The 17995-nt window shown below is 32.3% G+C and carries 16 protein-coding genes; 9 read left to right on the plus strand and 7 right to left on the minus strand.

The genetic code is table 11. The features are described 5' to 3' along the window. Positions 1–123: 123 nt before the first annotated feature. Positions 124–486, plus strand: a complete 363-nt coding sequence (locus tag ACZIYX_RS11045; RefSeq protein WP_462682296.1) for a CoA-binding protein — start codon at positions 124–126, stop codon at positions 484–486. Here the strand turns inward: ACZIYX_RS11045 and ACZIYX_RS11050 are convergent. Further along, positions 463–1956, minus strand: coding sequence for a sodium:solute symporter (locus ACZIYX_RS11050; protein WP_462682297.1), 1494 nt, complete (start codon positions 1954–1956; stop codon positions 463–465). The genes ACZIYX_RS11045 and ACZIYX_RS11050 overlap by 24 nt on opposite strands. A gap of 301 nt (positions 1957–2257) precedes the next feature. On the opposite strand from ACZIYX_RS11050, the gene ACZIYX_RS11055 reads away from it, so the two are divergent. Continuing rightward, entirely contained in the window at positions 2258–2947 is a 690-nt protein-coding gene (locus tag ACZIYX_RS11055) for a hypothetical protein (RefSeq protein ID WP_462682298.1), read from the plus strand. Positions 2948–2962: 15 nt separating this feature from the next. Beyond that, entirely contained in the window at positions 2963–3772 is an 810-nt protein-coding gene (locus tag ACZIYX_RS11060; RefSeq protein WP_462682299.1) for a ThiF family adenylyltransferase, read from the plus strand. Positions 3773–3787: 15 nt separating this feature from the next. On the opposite strand, the gene ACZIYX_RS11065 is transcribed toward ACZIYX_RS11060, so the two are convergent. Then, positions 3788–4474 carry an ABC transporter ATP-binding protein gene (locus tag ACZIYX_RS11065; protein WP_462682300.1) on the minus strand — a complete coding sequence of 229 codons (687 nt, stop codon included), beginning with the start codon at positions 4472–4474 and terminating at the stop codon, positions 3788–3790. A gap of 249 nt (positions 4475–4723) precedes the next feature. Between ACZIYX_RS11065 and ACZIYX_RS11070 the strand changes: the two genes are divergently transcribed. Beyond that, entirely contained in the window at positions 4724–5320 is a 597-nt protein-coding gene (locus tag ACZIYX_RS11070) for a PAS domain-containing protein (protein WP_462682301.1), read from the plus strand. Between the two features lie 116 nt (positions 5321–5436). Here the strand turns inward: ACZIYX_RS11070 and ACZIYX_RS11075 are convergent, their stop codons facing one another. The 5 genes from ACZIYX_RS11075 to lnt form a co-directional block, all read right to left on the minus strand. Next, positions 5437–6561, minus strand: coding sequence for a nuclear transport factor 2 family protein (locus ACZIYX_RS11075; RefSeq protein WP_462682302.1), 1125 nt, complete (start codon positions 6559–6561; stop codon positions 5437–5439). A gap of 126 nt (positions 6562–6687) precedes the next feature. Next, entirely contained in the window at positions 6688–7734 is a 1047-nt protein-coding gene (locus tag ACZIYX_RS11080; RefSeq protein WP_462682303.1) for a helix-turn-helix domain-containing protein, read from the minus strand. Positions 7735–7839: 105 nt separating this feature from the next. Further along, the gene (locus ACZIYX_RS11085; RefSeq protein ID WP_462682304.1) at positions 7840–8265 is read right to left on the minus strand and encodes a hypothetical protein; all 426 of its coding nucleotides are present in this window, start codon (positions 8263–8265) and stop codon (positions 7840–7842) included. A gap of 408 nt (positions 8266–8673) precedes the next feature. Beyond that, positions 8674–10545 (minus strand): ABC-F family ATP-binding cassette domain-containing protein, encoded by a 1872-nt coding sequence (locus ACZIYX_RS11090; protein WP_462682305.1) that lies wholly within the window; start codon positions 10543–10545, stop codon positions 8674–8676. Between the two features lie 163 nt (positions 10546–10708). After that, positions 10709–12289, minus strand: a complete 1581-nt coding sequence (lnt, locus tag ACZIYX_RS11095) for an apolipoprotein N-acyltransferase (protein ID WP_462682306.1) — start codon at positions 12287–12289, stop codon at positions 10709–10711. An 870-nt stretch (positions 12290–13159) separates the two neighbouring features. Here lnt and ACZIYX_RS11100 point away from each other — a divergent pair. From ACZIYX_RS11100 to ACZIYX_RS11120, 5 genes are all read left to right on the plus strand, one after another. Continuing rightward, complete coding sequence (locus ACZIYX_RS11100) at positions 13160–13321, plus strand: hypothetical protein (protein WP_462682307.1); 162 nt, start codon at positions 13160–13162, stop codon at positions 13319–13321. A gap of 84 nt (positions 13322–13405) precedes the next feature. Further along, positions 13406–13603, plus strand: a complete 198-nt coding sequence (locus ACZIYX_RS11105; RefSeq protein WP_462682308.1) for a hypothetical protein — start codon at positions 13406–13408, stop codon at positions 13601–13603. A 581-nt stretch (positions 13604–14184) separates the two neighbouring features. After that, positions 14185–14937, plus strand: coding sequence for a CDP-alcohol phosphatidyltransferase family protein (locus ACZIYX_RS11110; protein ID WP_462682309.1), 753 nt, complete (start codon positions 14185–14187; stop codon positions 14935–14937). Between the two features lie 3 nt (positions 14938–14940). Then, entirely contained in the window at positions 14941–15501 is a 561-nt protein-coding gene (locus tag ACZIYX_RS11115) for a hypothetical protein (protein ID WP_462682310.1), read from the plus strand. 14 nt (positions 15502–15515) lie between these two features. Next, complete coding sequence (locus ACZIYX_RS11120) at positions 15516–17975, plus strand: DUF3160 domain-containing protein (protein WP_462682311.1); 2460 nt, start codon at positions 15516–15518, stop codon at positions 17973–17975. The last annotated feature ends 20 nt before the right edge of the window (positions 17976–17995 follow it).

Consider the following 17995-nt stretch of genomic DNA (forward strand, 5'->3'; position numbering starts at 1 on the left):
CGCGATGCTTTGATCTGTGTTACAGGGATTACTTGTTTTTAACATTTTTAAAGCTATTTTTAACGTTTTTACCTCAATTATATTCTACAATAAGCCTATTTTTCTCTTTTTTAAGTTATATATATGAATAAAAAAACATTGGTGCTTGGGGCATCCTTAAAACCAGATAGATATTCTAACAGGGCAATTATTAAATTGGTACATTATAACCACGATGTTGTGGCAATTGGTCTTAAAAAAGGAGAAGTAGCCGGAATAGGGATTCAAACCAGGATGGATGGTATAGGTAATATAGATACAGTAACTCTGTATTTGAACCCCGTTCGACAAAAACCATACTATGACCAGATTTTAAATTTAAAACCTGAAAGAGTAATTTTTAATCCTGGCACAGAAAATCCAGAGTTTTACAAAAAACTTAAAGATGCGGATATAAAAGTAGAAATAGCTTGTACATTGGTATTACTTTCTACGAATCAATATTAATCCTAAAAAAGTTATAAAACCATTGATGATTAGTATTTCAAAACCAACTTGATAGTATAGCTCTTTTGCTATATTTTCAGAAATCCTCCATGTATTATCTGTTGTGATGTATATATATAGTTGAGAAGAAAGGTTTATAACTATGGATATTATTACAGAAATTAAACAGATAATTGGTGCCAGTTTATCTTTGATCTTGAATTTTGTAAAAAGCCCAAAAGCATATAGGCCTAGTAATGGGCCATAAGTAAAGCCTGCAAACTTAAATAGTTTTGCAATAACACTTTCATCTTTTATAATATACTTAAAAGCAATTATAACCAATATCAGTATGCAAGAGAACAGGATATGTATTTTTTTTCTGGTTTTGACTTGATCTAATGGGCTATATTTTTTTTCAATATCTAATATATCTATGCTAAAAGATGTTGTTAACGAGGTTAATGCGCTATCGGCACTACTATATGCAGCGGCAATAAGACCCAATATAAAAAATACAGCAATCCCAAAGCCCAAATCGCTTTGCGTGGCAATTACCGAAAACAGCTGGTCTTTGTGCGCATCTATTCCATTTTGAGACGCATATTGAGTTAGTAGCAGACCAAGCCCCAAAAAAATAAAATTTACAATAGTTAAAACAATAGTAAACCAAAACATGTTTTTTTGAGCATCTTTTAAATTACGACAAGTAAGGTTTTTTTGCATCATATCCTGATCTAAACCAGTCATTACAATTGCAATAAATGCCCCGGACAAAAATTGTTTCCAAAAATAATTTGCGCTCTTAAAATCATCAAAAAAGAAGGTTTTGGAAAGCTCACTGTTTAACAGATGAGCCAAAAGATTGGATTCTTTAATTTGAAGACCACCAGAGATATAGTATATTGCTACACCTACAGATATTAGCATAAATAAAGTTTGTAAGGTATCGGTCCAGACAATAGTTTTAATACCCGATTTAAAAGTATATAACCATATTAATAAAATAGTTATAACAACAGTAATCCAGAACGGAACCCCCAAAGCATCAAAAAGAATAGCCTGCAAAACATTTGCTACCAAAAACAACCTGAAACTGGCACCTATTACTCTGGAAAGCAAAAAAAATGAGGCTCCGGTTTTATATGAATAATTACCAAAACGCTCCAGAAGATAGGTGTATATTGAAGTCAAATTAAGCCTGTAGTATAATGGAAGCAATATAGTGCCTATTACCAGATACCCTAAAATGTACCCCAATACGACTTGCATATAACTAAATTGTGAGGCTTCAACCCACCCGGGAACAGAAATAAAGGTAACCCCGCTTAGGGATGCCCCAATCATACCAAAAGCAACAATATACCAAGGGGATTGTTTGTTGGCTTTAAAAAAAGCATCATTTCCCGAATTTTTTCCTGTGAAATACGAAATAAGAAGAAGAACTCCAAAATATGCTCCTATTAGAAGCAGTATATGTAATGGTTGCATAAATTTTGGTTAAAATTTAGCCCCAAAATACAAATTTTAGAAGTACTAATTAAGAATAGTCAAAATTAAGTCCTTGGTTTAAATTTATTTGTAGTAATACCATTTGCACAAACCAGAGTGTTGTTATGGATTAAAGCTTGTTTAAACAGTTTTTCAGATTCGTTTTTTATTCACTTATATATTTAAGTAAGGCATGTATTGCAAAAATTACGGCAAATATAAAACAACATATTTTGAGGAATCAAAGTAGAATACTTTTGCTTAATAATTATATCTAGTTAATCTTTTAGCAAACTTGTTTATGATACTCTTTAACCCGCCAGATGACGACCTTTTAATCAGAAAATATGAAACTATAAGTTTATATCAGATTGGCAGGTCCAATATTTCTGAACTATCTGAGTTTGTTTTTAAAATGTACTCATTTCATTATTTAAAAAAATATCAATGGTCATCAAGTATCCGGGAGTTAGAGAGTATGAGGCAAAGTGATATGGATCATTTTGATGAATCTGTATATTTTGGATTTAGAAACTCAAAACAAGAACTTTTGGGAACTATAAAAGCTACCAAAAGAACTGAAAATATTATTTTCCCTATCGAGTATGAATTTGATATAGATATTGAAAAAACGATCGAAAAAGAAAATTTGAGGGTAGACGAAGTATGGCATTTGGGACGCTTGGCAATAGATTCTAATCTGCTTCGCCTACAAAATACATCTATACAATCCAAAAGGATGTTACAACTTTTGTTGATACATTCGTTAAGTGTGATTAACCACCAACCAAACAATTTGATGATAGCAGAGTCTGATGTTTTGATTCATAAAACATTTCAGGATTTAGGATTGGATATGCAAATTATTGGAGATCGCAAAAATTGCCTTGGTAGCCCAACCTATCCTGTTATTTTAAAATTTGAAAATATGGATAAATGGTTAGATGAAAATTCAATGCAGGAAAAATCATTGATAGAAGTTTTTTTATAAAAAAAATAAATAGAAATGATGGCAGAAAAATTAACTATAAGTAATAATAAAAAAAAGATTTTGCAGATGCATGATAATGAAAGGTACCACAAAAATGTACTATATATAACACCAGAACAACAAGATAAAATCAAAGATGTAAAAATAATTTTTGGGGGAGTTGGCCTGGGGAGCGTATTGGCAGAAACTGCGTTGAGGTTAGGTTTTGAAAATTTTGTTTTTATAGATGGGGATACGGTTGAGTTATCTAATTTAAACCGCCAGAATTACCAACAAAGTGATGTTAATCTATCTAAGGTAGAGGCAATAACAAAGCGATTATTGGCAATCAATCCAAATGCAAAAATAGAATATCACCATCTGTTTTTGGATCCCGATAATATATCAAAATATATAAAAGGTTGTGATATTGCTATTAATGCTATTGATTTTGATACAGAACATACTCCTTTTGTTTTTGATAAAAAATGTAAAGAACAAGGAATACCGGTTATTCATCCTTTAAACTTTGGTTGGGCAGGGGCAGTATATGTCGTAACCCCGGATAGTGAACAAATCTATGATGTAACAAGAAATAAGGAACGATTTGAATTAATTTTGATTCAAAATATGCTTGATTTTTTTAAATATAGAACAGAAATGGACCTAAAATGGTTTTATGAATTTTATGAATCCTATAAAGAAAATTCCAAAAAGATGACACCTCCGCAATTGGCAGTTGGATCTTCTTTGGCAGCAGCATTGGTAACCAATGTTTTGTTTAGCTTGGTCAACGGTCTGAATGTAAAAACTTTTCCGGAGCCTTATTTTTTATCCACGAGATAACAAGATGTCATAAACTTATTTATTCCTTACATCACTTTCGATCATCCCGTCACGCAATCGAATAACTCTGTGTGCATGCGCTGCAACTTCCTCTTCGTGAGTTACCAGGATAACGGTATTTCCCGCAGCGTGAATCTCATCAAAAAGCTGCATGATCTCCAGAGAAGTTTTAGAATCCAGATTCCCTGTAGGCTCATCTGCCAAGATTATAGAAGGTTTATTCACCAAAGCCCTTCCAACAGCAACACGTTGCCTTTGCCCCCCCGAAAGCTGATTGGGTTTATGATCCATACGATCTGAAAGCCCAACATCTGTTAACACTTCTTCGGCCCTAATGATCCTGTCTTTTTTAGAAACGCCCGCATATACCATAGGTAAGGCGACATTGTCTAAGGCTGTAGTTCTGGGAAGTAAATTAAAGGTTTGAAAAACAAAACCTATTTCGCGATTACGTATATCTGCCAACTCATTATCGGTCATTTTGCTCACATCATTTCCGTTAAGAATATAAGTTCCACCAGTCGGCGTATCCAAGCAACCCAAAAGGTTCATAAGTGTAGACTTACCAGATCCGGAAGGTCCCATTATAGCCAAATATTCTCCTCGGGCAATATCCAGGTCAATACCTTTAAGTACATAAACCGTTTCTTGTCCGAGTTGAAAATTTCGAATGATACTTCTAATTTCAATAACGTTTTTCATGTAGTAATCTTTGCAGATGGTTAAGATACAATTTTAGACTATATGACGCTATACACAAAAAGATGTTACACCGTAAAATAAAAAGGTGTTTTGCATATATTTAAAAATGCTTGTGAATAGCGACTAGTTAAGGGTTCGTTAAAATTTTGAAGACCTTAATTTTCCTAACTAATACTATGACTTTTATCATGTTTTGAATTTCATGTTACTACTAGTTTTGTGCCAAAATATTAACTAGCATAGATAAAAATGAAAGCACTAAAAAGACCAGAACCGATTAATGTAGAGATCATTTTAGATCCCAAACAGACCATTATGAGCAAAACAGATTCTAAAGGGATCATCGAGTATGCAAATGATTATTTTATGGAAATATCTGGTTATGAGGAGTATGAGTTGATTGGCCAGCCTCATAATGTAATAAGGCATCCAGATATGCCTAAAGTGGTTTTTAAATGGTTGTGGGAAAGGTTAAAAGAAAAGAAAAACATGCATGCTTTGGTAAAAAACATGGCAAAAGACGGAAGGTTTTATTGGGTAATCACTGATTTTGAAGTTAAAGTAGATGAAACGGGAGAAATATCTTCTTTTTTTGCAAGAAGAAAAGCCCCTCCAAGAAAAACTATAGATCTGGTAAGTGAACTATACAGAAAAATCCTTTCGATTGAACAAGCGGGAGGGATCGAGGTTGCCGAAAAATATCTGGTAGGGTTCTTAGAAGAAAAAGGAATGACCTATGATGAGTACATAGAGAGTATATGTCTTACAGAAGAAAAGAAACCTGTAGATTTAAAAGAACTTCAATATTATAAACGTAAAGGTTTATTTGTAAGAATGTTTAAATAATACTATAACGAAGTCGTATGATGTAAAAATACTTACTTTTATTTATTGCGCTAAGCCTAAAAACTTCTTTAATACGTAGTTTTTAGGCTTTTGTATATAAGTAAATAAGGTTTCTTTTATTTAATGTCTCTTTTAGATAATACTTCTATAATTTTTTGGGCAACCATTTCTGAAGACAAATGATTTTGACCCGTAATTAAGTTTCCATCGGTTTCCAGATGAGGAGAATTTCTTGGAGAGAATTTAAAGGTTCCGCCTCTTTCTTCGATAGTTTTTAAAATTAAAAAAGGAAACTCTTTAAAATATTCTTTCGAGGTATCTTCATAACTATCTGGATATCCACTTACGCGTTTTCCTTGCACAAGATACTTTCCATCTTTCGTTTTTAAATTTACAATTCCGGCAGTTCCATGGCATACAGAAGATATAATACCATTATGTTGTTCGTATATCTCCATCGAGATATTTTGAATTTTTTTATTTTCAGGAACACCATACATAGCACTTCCGCCACCAACATAATAGACTGCTTTATATTTTTTTGGTTCTATCTCTTCGGGTTTTTTTGTGTTTTTTAGAGCACCCATAAAATCGTTATTGTACAGATACTCTTTTTGTAAATTATCTGAGGTGTTTATGTATGCCAATGGGACAGGACCTCCCTCCGGACTTACAAAATCAATGGTATACCCAGCTTTTTGAAACGTATGATATGCTTTTACAATTTCAACAAAACTATTACCGTTTTTAAGTGTTGAATCTCCATAAAAATGAGCATTCGAAACAATAAATAATATTTGATCCTTATTATTTTTATGAAATATCCTTTTAGAGGCAGACTTGCTCATAATTACCCAAGTTCCTTCCAACTTTTTCATTAAAAAAAGATCTGTATACCTTAGTTGCTTACCGGGAATTAAAATTTCTACTTTAGCAACTGCAATATCATTCTCTCGATCTATCGCAACTATTCTGCCAGTTCTGCCATTAAATTTATTTTGTTCTCCTTTTTTAAACCAATCTATATACTCCCCAGAAGGCACAACCCAGAGTTCGTCGTTTTTATTAGTTAAATAAAGTTTTGCGTCTTTATAAAAAGCCTTGCTTATTTGTTCTGGTCTATTATAAGAAGTTCCTTCTATATAATTCATTAAAGAATTAGAAATAAGCTGCTCTTCAGATTGCGCATTAGTAATGTTAAAAATTAGGATACATACAATTGTGTAAAAAATGTTTTTCATGATTTTGTTTTTTTATACAGACAATAGTATGTGGTATATCGATAAAATCAGTGATGTTTTATAATCCAGGTGTACGAATTTATAATGTTGGACACTATGATGGGATATAGAATATATATTGGTATACTATACTTGTGCAGATTTATACTGTGCAGGAGTCATACCCGTAAGTTTTTTAAATGTGGAATAAAATGTTGATTTTGAGTTAAAACCACATTCATAACCAATAGTCTCTATAGTGTACTTACTATCGTTTGCTAATAATATTTTAGCTTCATTTATTCGATATTCATTAATAAACAAAGGAAAACTTTTATTTAGGTTATCGTTTATAAATTGGGATAAAATATGAGGTTGTATATTAATTTGTTTTGCTAAATCCGGTAGTTTAAGGTTAGGATCTTTATACAATTCTTTTGTGTTCATTATTTGTTCTAGCCCTTCAAAAATCCTTTTAGCTTCAATATCCTCTATTTTTTTGTCTGCATATTTTGGTTGTTCCTTAAAAAGAATCGAATGTTTTTTTCTGCGAAAAAATAATATTAAGACCAATAAATAAAACACAAATGAAAAAGAAAGAGCCCCAACAATATATGAGGTATAAGAGACTGTTTTGTATGCGATCCAAATAATTAGATTACCAAGATAAACACTAATTATCCATATTTCTACACTACTTAATTTATTTGGCTTTTTTACTAAAGTTTTAAAGACATTTTTTAATAGAAATCCAGACGCCAGGATGTATCCCAGCCATTGGTAGTAGATAATTGTTATAAAATAAGACCTCCATAAACCAGGATGTTCTTGATACGAGTATTGGTAACCAACCACAAGTATAAGGATAGATAAAAAAATAAAGTGATACTTCCAGGAACGATCTAATTTCTTTGAGGAAGAGTTTAACATAGATTTTAAATAAAAAAATAAAGAAGGTCCAATAAGAAAACAAGCAGATAATCCTATTTGTAAGTAGATTTTTGATAACTCTTTATTAAAATAATAAAAGATAGATTTCCAAATTCGAATACTAAGTGCGGTTAATAATGTGCCTAAAAAATAATTAGAGGCATGTTTAGGTTTGGCGTAAAAGAAAAAGTATATAGCCAGAAGTGCACCATTGAATGCTCCAATCGCACTAAAAAAAAATAAAAACTGACTGTTAAAACTCATTGGTAGAATAAAGTGACCTGAAAATTTATAGAAATACCAAAATTAAACAGAAAAAACCAGTAAAAGGAAGTAAGCTTATTTTTTTTAGATGGATACTCAAATTCGTTATGTCCTGATACTAAAGTTTTGTTTAGCTTGTTCGTTTCTGATAAATACAAATCCTAGCCAAAAAACATCGATAGTAACCGTTATTTTTGGGTGCTGTTTTATTTCCTCCCAAAGTGCGGTATTAGTTGCGTTATTGTAAATAGAATTAAATATAAGTACGCTGTCATTATGCATATAAGAAAATAAATTTTCTAGAGTAGTAGTTTCCTTAAGTCTATCCATATCCAGATATATCATATCATAGACACCATTGGGGATAGTTGTACTAGTGATAGAATTGTTTAAAGACAAAATTTGCGATACCATTTGTGAGGAATCTTGTAGTATAAGAGCCTTTTTAACAGCAAAATAAGTGATGGTCTTATATAGTAGTTTAGCAGTACGATACGGCATCTTATTGTTTGAACTGTGTATCCTTTTCAAAGAAACATACTCTTTTCTTTTTTTTCTTTTGTAAAAACATTTAGTAACCAAATCGTATACAAAGGGGGAGTGTACTCCATGTTGATTAGTAGACTTTAAAAGAAACTTTAAATATGTCCTAGATATAAAGCTCATGTTTAGATCCGCTCTTTTTTATATTCAGATTTCCTAAGTACATAACAAAAGTCTATATTTTGGCATGAATGATGGGTACTTAGAAAACTACAAGTGTATTTATTGTTTTTTGTCATTCCGGCCCTTCGACAATGCTCAGAATAAACTAGAGACCGGGATCTGTATTGGTATAGTGTTATCAATGAGTGGATTCCGTTTTTCAACGGAATGACAAATTCGTTCATCTCCTATATCACGTAAATTTTTGTCATGTACAAAGTCAGATTTTACAAATTACCCTTCCATTTTTTCAGATAGCTCCAACCAGCGCATTTCATTTTCTTCAATTTCCTGAATGATTTTCTCTAATTTTTGTGATGCATCATTAATTTTATCTCCTTCTAAGTTACCCTCAAGAAACAGGTTTTCGATCTCCTTCTTTTCGATCTCTAGTTTTTTAAGATCCCGTTCGATTTTGCTAAACTCTTTTTGTTCGTTGTAACTAAGTGCAGCTTTATTATCTTTTTTCCAAGTATTTTTTGTAGTTGTTTCTGTACTATTTGCGGGTGCTTTTACTTCGGGTTCTTTACTATCTTCATATATTCTGTAATCCGAATAATTACCAGGAAAATCTTGTATAACCCCATTTCCTCTAAAAACAAACAGGTGATCTACAATTTTATCCATAAAATATCGATCATGTGATACTACTAGTAAACAACCAGGAAAATCCAGTAAAAAATTCTCGAGTACGTTAAGAGTTACAATATCCAGATCGTTAGTAGGTTCATCCAGAATCAAAAAGTTTGGATTTTGAATTAAAACGGTACACAGGTATAATCTTTTTCTTTCTCCTCCGCTTAATTTTTCTACAAAATCATATTGTTTTTTTCTATCAAATAAAAAGCGCTCCAATAATTGTTGTGCAGAAATTTGCCTTCCTTTTTTTAAAGGAATATAATCTCCAAACTCTCTAATTACATCAATAACTTTTTGTCCTTCTTTAATGGTTATGCCACTTTGTGTATAGTATCCAAACTTTATGGTTTCGCCAATTACTATTTTACCATGATCGGGTTTTGTAGCACCAGTAATCATATTAAGAAAAGTAGATTTACCAGTTCCGTTTTTACCTATAATACCTATACGTTCTCCTGTTTTAAAAACATATTCAAACTTATCCAGCAGGATAAGTTCATCAAAACTTTTAGAAACTTTATGAAGCTCAAGAATTTTACTTCCCATGCGCTCCATGTTGATCTCTAATTGTACTTCATGGTCATTACGTCGTTTATGAGCGCGGTCTTTAATCTCGTAAAAATCATCTATTCTGGATTTGGATTTGGTTGTTCGTGCTTTTGGTTGGCGACGCATCCAATCCAATTCCTTTTTATATAATTGTTTTGCTTTATCTGTAGCAATTTGCTCGTTTGCAACCCGGGATTCTTTATTTTCGAGATAGTATGCATAATTACCTTTGTAACTATATAATTGTCCGTTTTCTAACTCTACAATTTCGTTACATACATTTTCCAGAAAATAACGATCGTGAGTTACCATAAATAAGGTAAAGTTTTCTTTTGCAAAATATTCTTCTAGCCATTCAATCATTTCCAGATCCAAATGGTTAGTTGGCTCATCCAGATATAAAAGATTGGGTTTACTAAGTAAAATATTGGCGAGTGCCAATCGCTTTTTTTGCCCTCCGGATAGGTCACTTACTTTTTTACTTAGATCTTCTAGCTTAAGTTTAAAAAGTATTTGTTTGTATTGTGTTTCAAAATCCCAAGCATTGGCAGCATCCATTTTTTCAAAAGCATGTTGATATCCTTCAGCATCTTCTGGATTTTGTAAAGCTTTTTCGTAGGCATTAATTATATGCAGTATGTCATTGTCTGAGGCAAAAATTGTTTCTTCAATGGTGAGATTAGGATCTAGGTTAGGTTCTTGTGGTAAAAAAGCTACTTTAAGATTTTTACGATACACTACAAGACCATCATCTGGCTCTTCGTCCCCGGCTACTATATTAAGTAACGATGTTTTTCCTGTTCCGTTTTTAGCAACAAAACCAATTTTTTGTCCTTCGTTAATTCCAAAGGAGATATCTTTAAAGAGAACACGCTCTCCAAAAGACTTAGCAATATTTTCTACTGATACGTAATTCACAACTTTTTATAAGATTGCAAAGGTACAAGGTTTATGAGTTACAAAGAAGCAAAGTTTTAAAGTTTCTGCTTGGTAAAACAGAACTTGTAAAAATGAGTGTGTTTATATTGGTTTAAATAACTATTTTTTTTAGTTGAAATCTATAGAAATGCGTACGAGAATTCTATATTTTTCCTTTTCGCCGAGTAACAGATACCAGAAAGATAACAATAGAGATAAAAACAGCTATTCTGGCAAGATAATCACCTGCTTTAGTATAAAAAGTGATTTTATCGTTGGTTTTTAATCTTCCTATTATAGTTCCTCGCTTTTCATACTCTAATGAAGAAATGATATTCCCGGTTTGATCAATAATAGCAGAAATCCCTGTGTTAGCGCTTCGGGCAATGCTTCTACGGGTTTCTATAGCCCTTAGTTTTGCATAATGTAAATGCTGCCTGTGCCCCTGCGTATTACCCCACCAGGCATCATTGGTTATAATAGCAAGAAAATCTGCACCGTTTCTAATATATCCTGTTGCAAATTCGCCATATACACTTTCATAACAAATAAGAGGTCCTACACCAATGCTATCTTTGCTAAAAAAAACTTCTCTATCCTCCTGCGTGGTTTTTTTAGCTACCGTTCCTCCCAGATCGATCATAGCGTCTCCAAGAATAGGTTTTAAAATATTTTGGTAAGGAAAATTTTCAACACCTACAACCAATTTGCTTTTATGGTATAATTCATGAGTCCCATTGGGGCGGACAAAAAAAGCAGAATTGTAGTCGTCATAATACACTCCCTCTTTATAGGTATTCGTTTGTTTTTTAATTTTATTAGGATCCTCAAACACATCGATTAAGGATATTCCTGATAAAAAATTAGCATTAGGATACTGACTTACTATTTTTAGTGCAGTTTTTCTGGCAATAGAGCTAGAAAAATATGGTAATCTGTTAGTGTCTGCAAAAACAGTTTCCGGAGCAATAATAAATCTGGTCTCTGCGGTGATTTTTGTATTGGTAAGAGAGTCTAGTAATGCTCCTATATGATTATCTGTAGTGTTATATTTTTCGGTATACGGATTAATATTTGGTTGTAAGATAACTACTTCTATGTCCTTGCCATTTTCCTCGTAGGTTTTTAAAATAATAAACGAGATGATGATTGGAATACTAATGATTAACCCATTGCGAATTGCAGATCTGTATAAAATGGTTTTGTCTTTATGTTCGATAAAAAGCAAAACACTTTTAAATGCACTAATGTTTACAATCCAAATCCAAAGCGCTCCACCAAAAGCACCTGTATACTCGTACCATTGGATCCATGAGGTAAAACTTGCAAATCCATTGCCCAGGTTAAGCCAAGGCCAGGAAAACTCCCACTGTAAATGCATATATTCAAAACTCATCCAAAAACAAGTCAAGAATATGCTGCTGATCGTAAATGTAGTTTTTTTTGCAACAATGTGATACATTAAAAATACCAAAGTCATCACCAAACTATTTACAATCTCTGCAAAGCCCATACCAAATGGTGTAGAATTATATATCCACCAGGTGGTAATCATATTCCAGATAAAAAAAGTAAGGAAAGCGAGCCCAAAAACCTGTGTTTTGCTGTACTTGTTGTAACGAATAGTATACTCTGCAAACAAAAGGGGGATAAACCCAAAGAATAAAAATAACGGAAATCCATAGGTAGGCCAACTAACAGCAAGCAAAAGACCTGAAAGAATTGACAAAATGATGTTTCTCATAAAAAAGGCTTCCTTGTTAAGCACGAAATTAAACTTATTTCGTTACAATTAATATAATTAAATACTTCTTTTTTGTTAAGTTTAGTAGTGGTGTTTTTTTGCGCAAACCAAGTTTGCCACTATAATTTTTTACAATATCCTAATGTAAATGGATAGTTGATAGTTTCTAAATATGTTTTAATAACATCCTGTAATGTAAAAAATAGCTTTTTTAAAAAGAGTTTATGGAATTTGCATTTGCTTTTAAGAAAGCAAAACCACTTTTATAATGTGCATATCTGCTTTTTTTGTTACTGGTTATATTGTTTTAAAGTGTGATTCACTTAAAAATTTATAAATCTGTACTGCATTTATAAAGATATAAGCTCTTCTGCTAAAATCTCTTTTTTATTTTTTTTATACCGTTGTTGATTAGTGTTTTATGTTCACTTTGTTTTCATTGTTGTAGAACTGTCTTTCTTTTTTTCAATAACGCTTCGGGCTATATTTGACAGAGTTGCTAAGCTTGTTTTTTGCCTCTTGGGTTAATCTAGAAGTACTTCAGGATTCTAAAGAGATAAGTAATATGATGATTGCATGGTTTTAAACAATGTAAAGGGAATAATGATATTTTTTATATAGATGAATTTAGAAGAAACTACTCAAGAAATAATAACTTCTGTTAAAGAAATCGAAACGGGATACTATATAAAAGCCATAAAAAGGACTTTTGACTTAAACATATTCTTTTGCGAAGAATAGACACATTTGGTGAGTGTCTTATAAATGTTCACCACTAAAAGTAATCTTAAAATTTAAATCATTCAAAAATGAAAAAACAAATTTTAAACATAGGAAAAGCTTTAAATAAAGCAGAGCAAAAAACTATTAATGGCGGGCATATGTTGGCTGCACCTTGCAGAGGGGGTAAGGATATGGATACTGGTTGTTTATGTACTTCAGGAGATCAATGTTCTTCAGGAAGTTGTAGAAAAAGTAGAGGCCAGATTTTTGGCAATTGTAGGTGACGAATGTAACAGAGGTTATTTTTAATAACCTCTGTTGTGAATACATGTCATCCACTGGTTAATTTAGTGGAGAAAAGGTAAAAAATAAAAATTTTGAAAAATTTGAATCATGAAAAAATCAATTTTTTACTTAGGAAAAACGTTAAGCAAAGCACAACAAAAACAGATTAATGGAGGAGGAGAAGGATCTTGTAAAGTTTATGAACCTGAAGTGGGGTGGACATCTGGTTGGTCTGTAGAAGATGCACAGTGGTTATTCAAAAATGTATCATACGTAATCGGTTACTGTTGCGCTAGCTGTAAATAATTTTTTAGAAACCTAGTAATAAAATGCTCTTTTCTATTTCAGGATAAAAAGAACTGTGTTTATCGTTTATTTAAGGATGTAGTTGTTCTTTTTGCCGATACACATAGCACATAGCTTAAAGGCAAAGCGTAAGTTGTTGGTTTTTAGATATGTATTTATGTTATTTAGAATGAATAAAAGAAACTGGAAAACGCCCCGTAAAACACGAGGCGATTCCAGTACAACTGGATGTGCTGCCGTAAAATACGGGGCGATTTTCTGTGTAACTGAAGCAGTATTATGTTTTGTATGCCTTTATTTTACCATTAACAACCCTCTAAATCTCCCTTCAAAAGGAAGTTTTTACCCTTTACCTTTGAAGGAAGGTTGGGATGGATGTGTTTTTAAATCTAAGATGGCAAAGTAGGATTATTGCTTTTTTGATATGATAGTAATAAAACACTCTTTTTTCTTTCTTCAATAAATAAAAGAATAGTTTATCCTATTTGGCAATAAATTAAAACGTAACAGGGGCGAAAAAAGCGTCTTTTTAAGTGTTCATTAGAGTAAATAGTTTGCTATTTTTACACAAAATAAAATTTATGAACATCAAAAAGCATATTCCAAATAGTATAACGCTTCTTAATCTTTTTTCTGGCTGTATTGCAGTTATTTTTGCCGTTCAGGGACAGTTAGAGTTGGCAGCTGTTTTTGTTATATTAGGTATAGGGTTTGATTTTTTTGATGGTTTTGCAGCACGAATATTAAATGTAAAAAGTGATTTGGGCTTACAGCTGGATTCTTTGGCAGATATGGTTACCAGTGGTGTTGTACCGGGTATTGTAATGTATCAGCTATTATCACAGGTATTTGGTAAACCATTTTATGTAGTTCCCGGCTCTTGGAACTCTGAACAGGTATTGGGGAGTTTTGATGCTTCTTATATATCGCTGTTTGGCTTGTTAATTACTCTTGCCTCGGCGTATCGATTAGCAAAATTTAATATCGATACCAGACAAACCGACTCTTTTATAGGCCTGCCAACCCCTGCAAACACGCTCCTTATTATTTGTTTGCCTCTTATCCTTAAGTTTCAACCAGAAGCCTGGATAATAGAAATCATTTTAAATAAGTGGTTTTTGATAGGGTTAACCTTATTAAGTTGTTATTTATTAAATGCTGAAATTCCTTTGTTTGCCCTAAAATTTAAGACATGGGGATTTGCAGAAAATAAAATCCGTTATATCTTTTTATTAGCAGCAATTGTTTTGATTGTTTTGATAAAATTTATGGCTATTCCCTGCATAATATTGTTGTATGTTTTGATGTCTGTGTTTTTGTATAAGAAAGGTTAGTGCATGTTTTTCGGGATTTTATATAAAAACTTAAGCTTCTATTTATGTATAATTTCTTGTGTAACACTTTTTTCATCATGTCATGAAAAGATTTCTTTAAAAAAAGAAATCAAAAAAGGAAGTTTCTCTCTTATAAAAGAAAATGATTCACTTTATTATTTAACAATAACTTCTGCTAACAATTTAGATAAGTGGAAATTACCATATCCTGTTTATCAGTTTCAAACCGGGGATATAGATGGTAATGGTATCGAAGATGCAATGATAGGGGTAATTAAACCAACCAGATTTGACTCTGTAAAAGGCAAACGGTTATTTATTTTTAAAAATTACAAAGGATTGGTGCGCCCACTTTGGTTAGGGTCTAGGTTAAGTCAGCCATTGGTGGATTTTAGTTTTATAAAAAAAGAAAAACAAACGCGAATACGAAGCGTAGAAAGAGAAAAGAGCGGTAAGTATCTGGTTGCAGAGTATAAATGGCGTAAATTTGGATTAGAATTTACCAAATATTTAAAAAGAGAAACAGATAGCACATCGGCTATAACTCTTCTGGAAAATAATTAATACATAAAAAACGTATGAAAAAAATAATTCTATTATCTGTTTCTCTAATTATATTAAGTTGTGGAGGTAAAGAAAAATCTAAAGCAAAAATTGCTGAAGATGAAAACACTAATGCTATAGAAGAAATACAAAAGGAAAACGAGGCATTAGCTACTCCTATAATTTCTGCAAAAAGTATTGATATAGAGCAATTAAAAGATGCTGTTGATTTAGAAATGGATATCTCGGGTCTTAGCTTATCCGATATCCGAATTCTTAGAAACTCTTTTGCTGCCAAACAAGGATATTGTTTTATGAAAGCAGATCTTAGAGGTGTATTTAGTACAACAACCTGGTATGACGAAAGAATGAGGAAAAGATATTGGGAAGAAGAGGGAGGTAAATCGGCAAATCCAATTTCTTATACAGAAGAAGAGCGAAAGTTTATAGATAAATTAAAAATCAGGGAAAATGAATTGATGCAACAAAATTTTATAAAAGAAGGAAACCGTACATCGGTAAACATGAGTAATATTGTAAACCCTTTTCAGATGGAGGAAATGCCATCAGAATTAACAGCAATGCTATCTAAAACTGGATTTGCAATTATACCCAATAATAATATTCAATTATTTCATGTATATGAACAAAATGATTACCAGCAGTTTCCAAATTTTGTAACTACCGATATGTATATGCAATTGTTTCACATGTATTTTGGGTATGTGCTAAGGACTGTAGAAGAAGATCAGTTTATACCATTGCTTTCTCAAATCTGTGAGATGATGATGAAAGATATGAGAGAGTTGTCAAAAACTACTACAAATACATCTGTCAAAGATCTGGCAAACTATAACCTAACCTATTATGCAATAGCATACACTTCATTAACACAAAAAAAGGTTGTGGTTCCGGATAGTTATAAAGATTTGTATGAAAAGGAATTAGCAAATGTTGATGCTGCTATAGATAATACCTCTGTTTTTTTGGATTATGAACAGGCAACTTTTCCTTACAGTCTTTTTAAACCAAGAGGGCATTATACAAGGACAGAAGAGTTGAAACGTTATTTTAAAGCGATGATGTGGTTGCAAACAGCGCCCTTTTGCTTAGACAACGATATGCATTTAAAAAAGGCAGTTATAAGCGCTTCATTTTTGGCGAATAGCCCCAATTTTGGAGAAGAGACCTGGAATAAGTACAAAGCTATTATGGAGCCAATTAATTTTATAATAGGTCTTCCAGATAATGTTTCGTTTTTAGATTTAGCTAAGTGGATTAAAAAGAAAGAATTAGATCTAAATGATCTTATTACAAATCAGAATGCATTAGAGAGTTTAAGAAAAGAAATAAAGAAAATAGCAGATGCCCAAAATGTAATAAAATCTAAGAGTGCGGTTAGTTGTGTGGATAAAATTAATTTTATTCCTCAGCGATATTTGTCTGATAATGAGGTGTTACAAGAGTTGGTAGATGTTAAAAGCGAGGTAACAAAAAGAGGGTATCCAAAAGGATTAGATGTAATGGCAGCATTTGGAAGTGTTTCTGCCAGTAATGTTTTATTAAATGAATTAAAAGAAGGGGATAACTGGAGGGAGTATCCAACAATACTCAATACCATGAAAAATAAAATGAAAGGATTGGATTGGAACTCTACTTTGTATAATAAGTGGGTCCAGAGCCTTTTAGAGTTACAAAAACCTAATGACAGTTATCCTTATTTTATGCAAAGCCCGCAATGGGCAAAAAAAGATTTGAATGCTTCTTTAGCGTCCTGGGCAGAGTTAAAACATGATGCAATTCTTTATGCAGAACAGCCTGCGACTGCAGAATGTGGAGATGGTGGACCACCAAGCCCATATACCGTAGGATATGTAGAGCCAAACATTAGATATTGGAGCTCTGTAATAGAGTTGATAGATGTAACTAAAGAAGTTTTAGAGAAAAATCACTTAATGAATTCTAATATTTCCAGAATAACAACCAGTTTAAAAGAAAATGCAGAGTTTTTGCTTTCTGCTAGTAAAAAAGAGCTGTCGGGGCAGCAACTTTCTGAAAAAGAATACTCGCAGATAGAACTAATAGGTAGTACTTTTGAGTGGTTAACATTAGATTTAGTAAAACAAAAAGATCAATACCTGGATAGTTGGCATAGTGTAAAAGGTCCGGACAAGTCAGTAGCTGTAGTGGCAGATATTTATACGTCAAATTCAAATAACAACCCTGATAAAGGTATTTTGCATGTTGCAACAGGTAATGTAAATGATATTTATGTGGTAGTAGAAATTGAAGGGTATTTGTATATCACCAAAGGAGCAGTATTTGGATATCATGAATTTCATATTCCAATGGGTAATCGATTAACAGATGAAGAATGGCAAGAAATGCTTAATAATGGAGAAGCCCCGGATGTGCCGGATTGGATAAAAGAAATTATGCTTCCAATAAAAACACCAAAGGCAAATGAAAAAATCTTTTATAGTTCGGGTTGTTAGAAATAGTTATATTTTTGGAT

It is taken from the genome of Aquimarina sp. (assembly GCF_977115655.1).

Coding starts and splice junctions, on each gene's coding strand:
- ACZIYX_RS11045 (WP_462682296.1), top strand. CDS start 124: ATGAATAAAAAAACATTGGTGCTTGGGGCATCCTTAAAACCAGATAGA.
- ACZIYX_RS11050 (WP_462682297.1), bottom strand. CDS start 1,956: ATGCAACCATTACATATACTGCTTCTAATAGGAGCATATTTTGGAGTT.
- ACZIYX_RS11055 (WP_462682298.1), top strand. CDS start 2,258: ATGATACTCTTTAACCCGCCAGATGACGACCTTTTAATCAGAAAATAT.
- ACZIYX_RS11060 (WP_462682299.1), top strand. CDS start 2,963: ATGATGGCAGAAAAATTAACTATAAGTAATAATAAAAAAAAGATTTTG.
- ACZIYX_RS11065 (WP_462682300.1), bottom strand. CDS start 4,474: ATGAAAAACGTTATTGAAATTAGAAGTATCATTCGAAATTTTCAACTC.
- ACZIYX_RS11070 (WP_462682301.1), top strand. CDS start 4,724: ATGAAAGCACTAAAAAGACCAGAACCGATTAATGTAGAGATCATTTTA.
- ACZIYX_RS11075 (WP_462682302.1), bottom strand. CDS start 6,561: ATGAAAAACATTTTTTACACAATTGTATGTATCCTAATTTTTAACATT.
- ACZIYX_RS11080 (WP_462682303.1), bottom strand. CDS start 7,734: ATGAGTTTTAACAGTCAGTTTTTATTTTTTTTTAGTGCGATTGGAGCA.
- lnt (WP_462682306.1), bottom strand. CDS start 12,289: ATGAGAAACATCATTTTGTCAATTCTTTCAGGTCTTTTGCTTGCTGTT.
- ACZIYX_RS11100 (WP_462682307.1), top strand. CDS start 13,160: ATGGCGGGCATATGTTGGCTGCACCTTGCAGAGGGGGTAAGGATATGG.
- ACZIYX_RS11105 (WP_462682308.1), top strand. CDS start 13,406: ATGAAAAAATCAATTTTTTACTTAGGAAAAACGTTAAGCAAAGCACAA.
- ACZIYX_RS11110 (WP_462682309.1), top strand. CDS start 14,185: ATGAACATCAAAAAGCATATTCCAAATAGTATAACGCTTCTTAATCTT.
- ACZIYX_RS11115 (WP_462682310.1), top strand. CDS start 14,941: ATGTTTTTCGGGATTTTATATAAAAACTTAAGCTTCTATTTATGTATA.
- ACZIYX_RS11120 (WP_462682311.1), top strand. CDS start 15,516: ATGAAAAAAATAATTCTATTATCTGTTTCTCTAATTATATTAAGTTGT.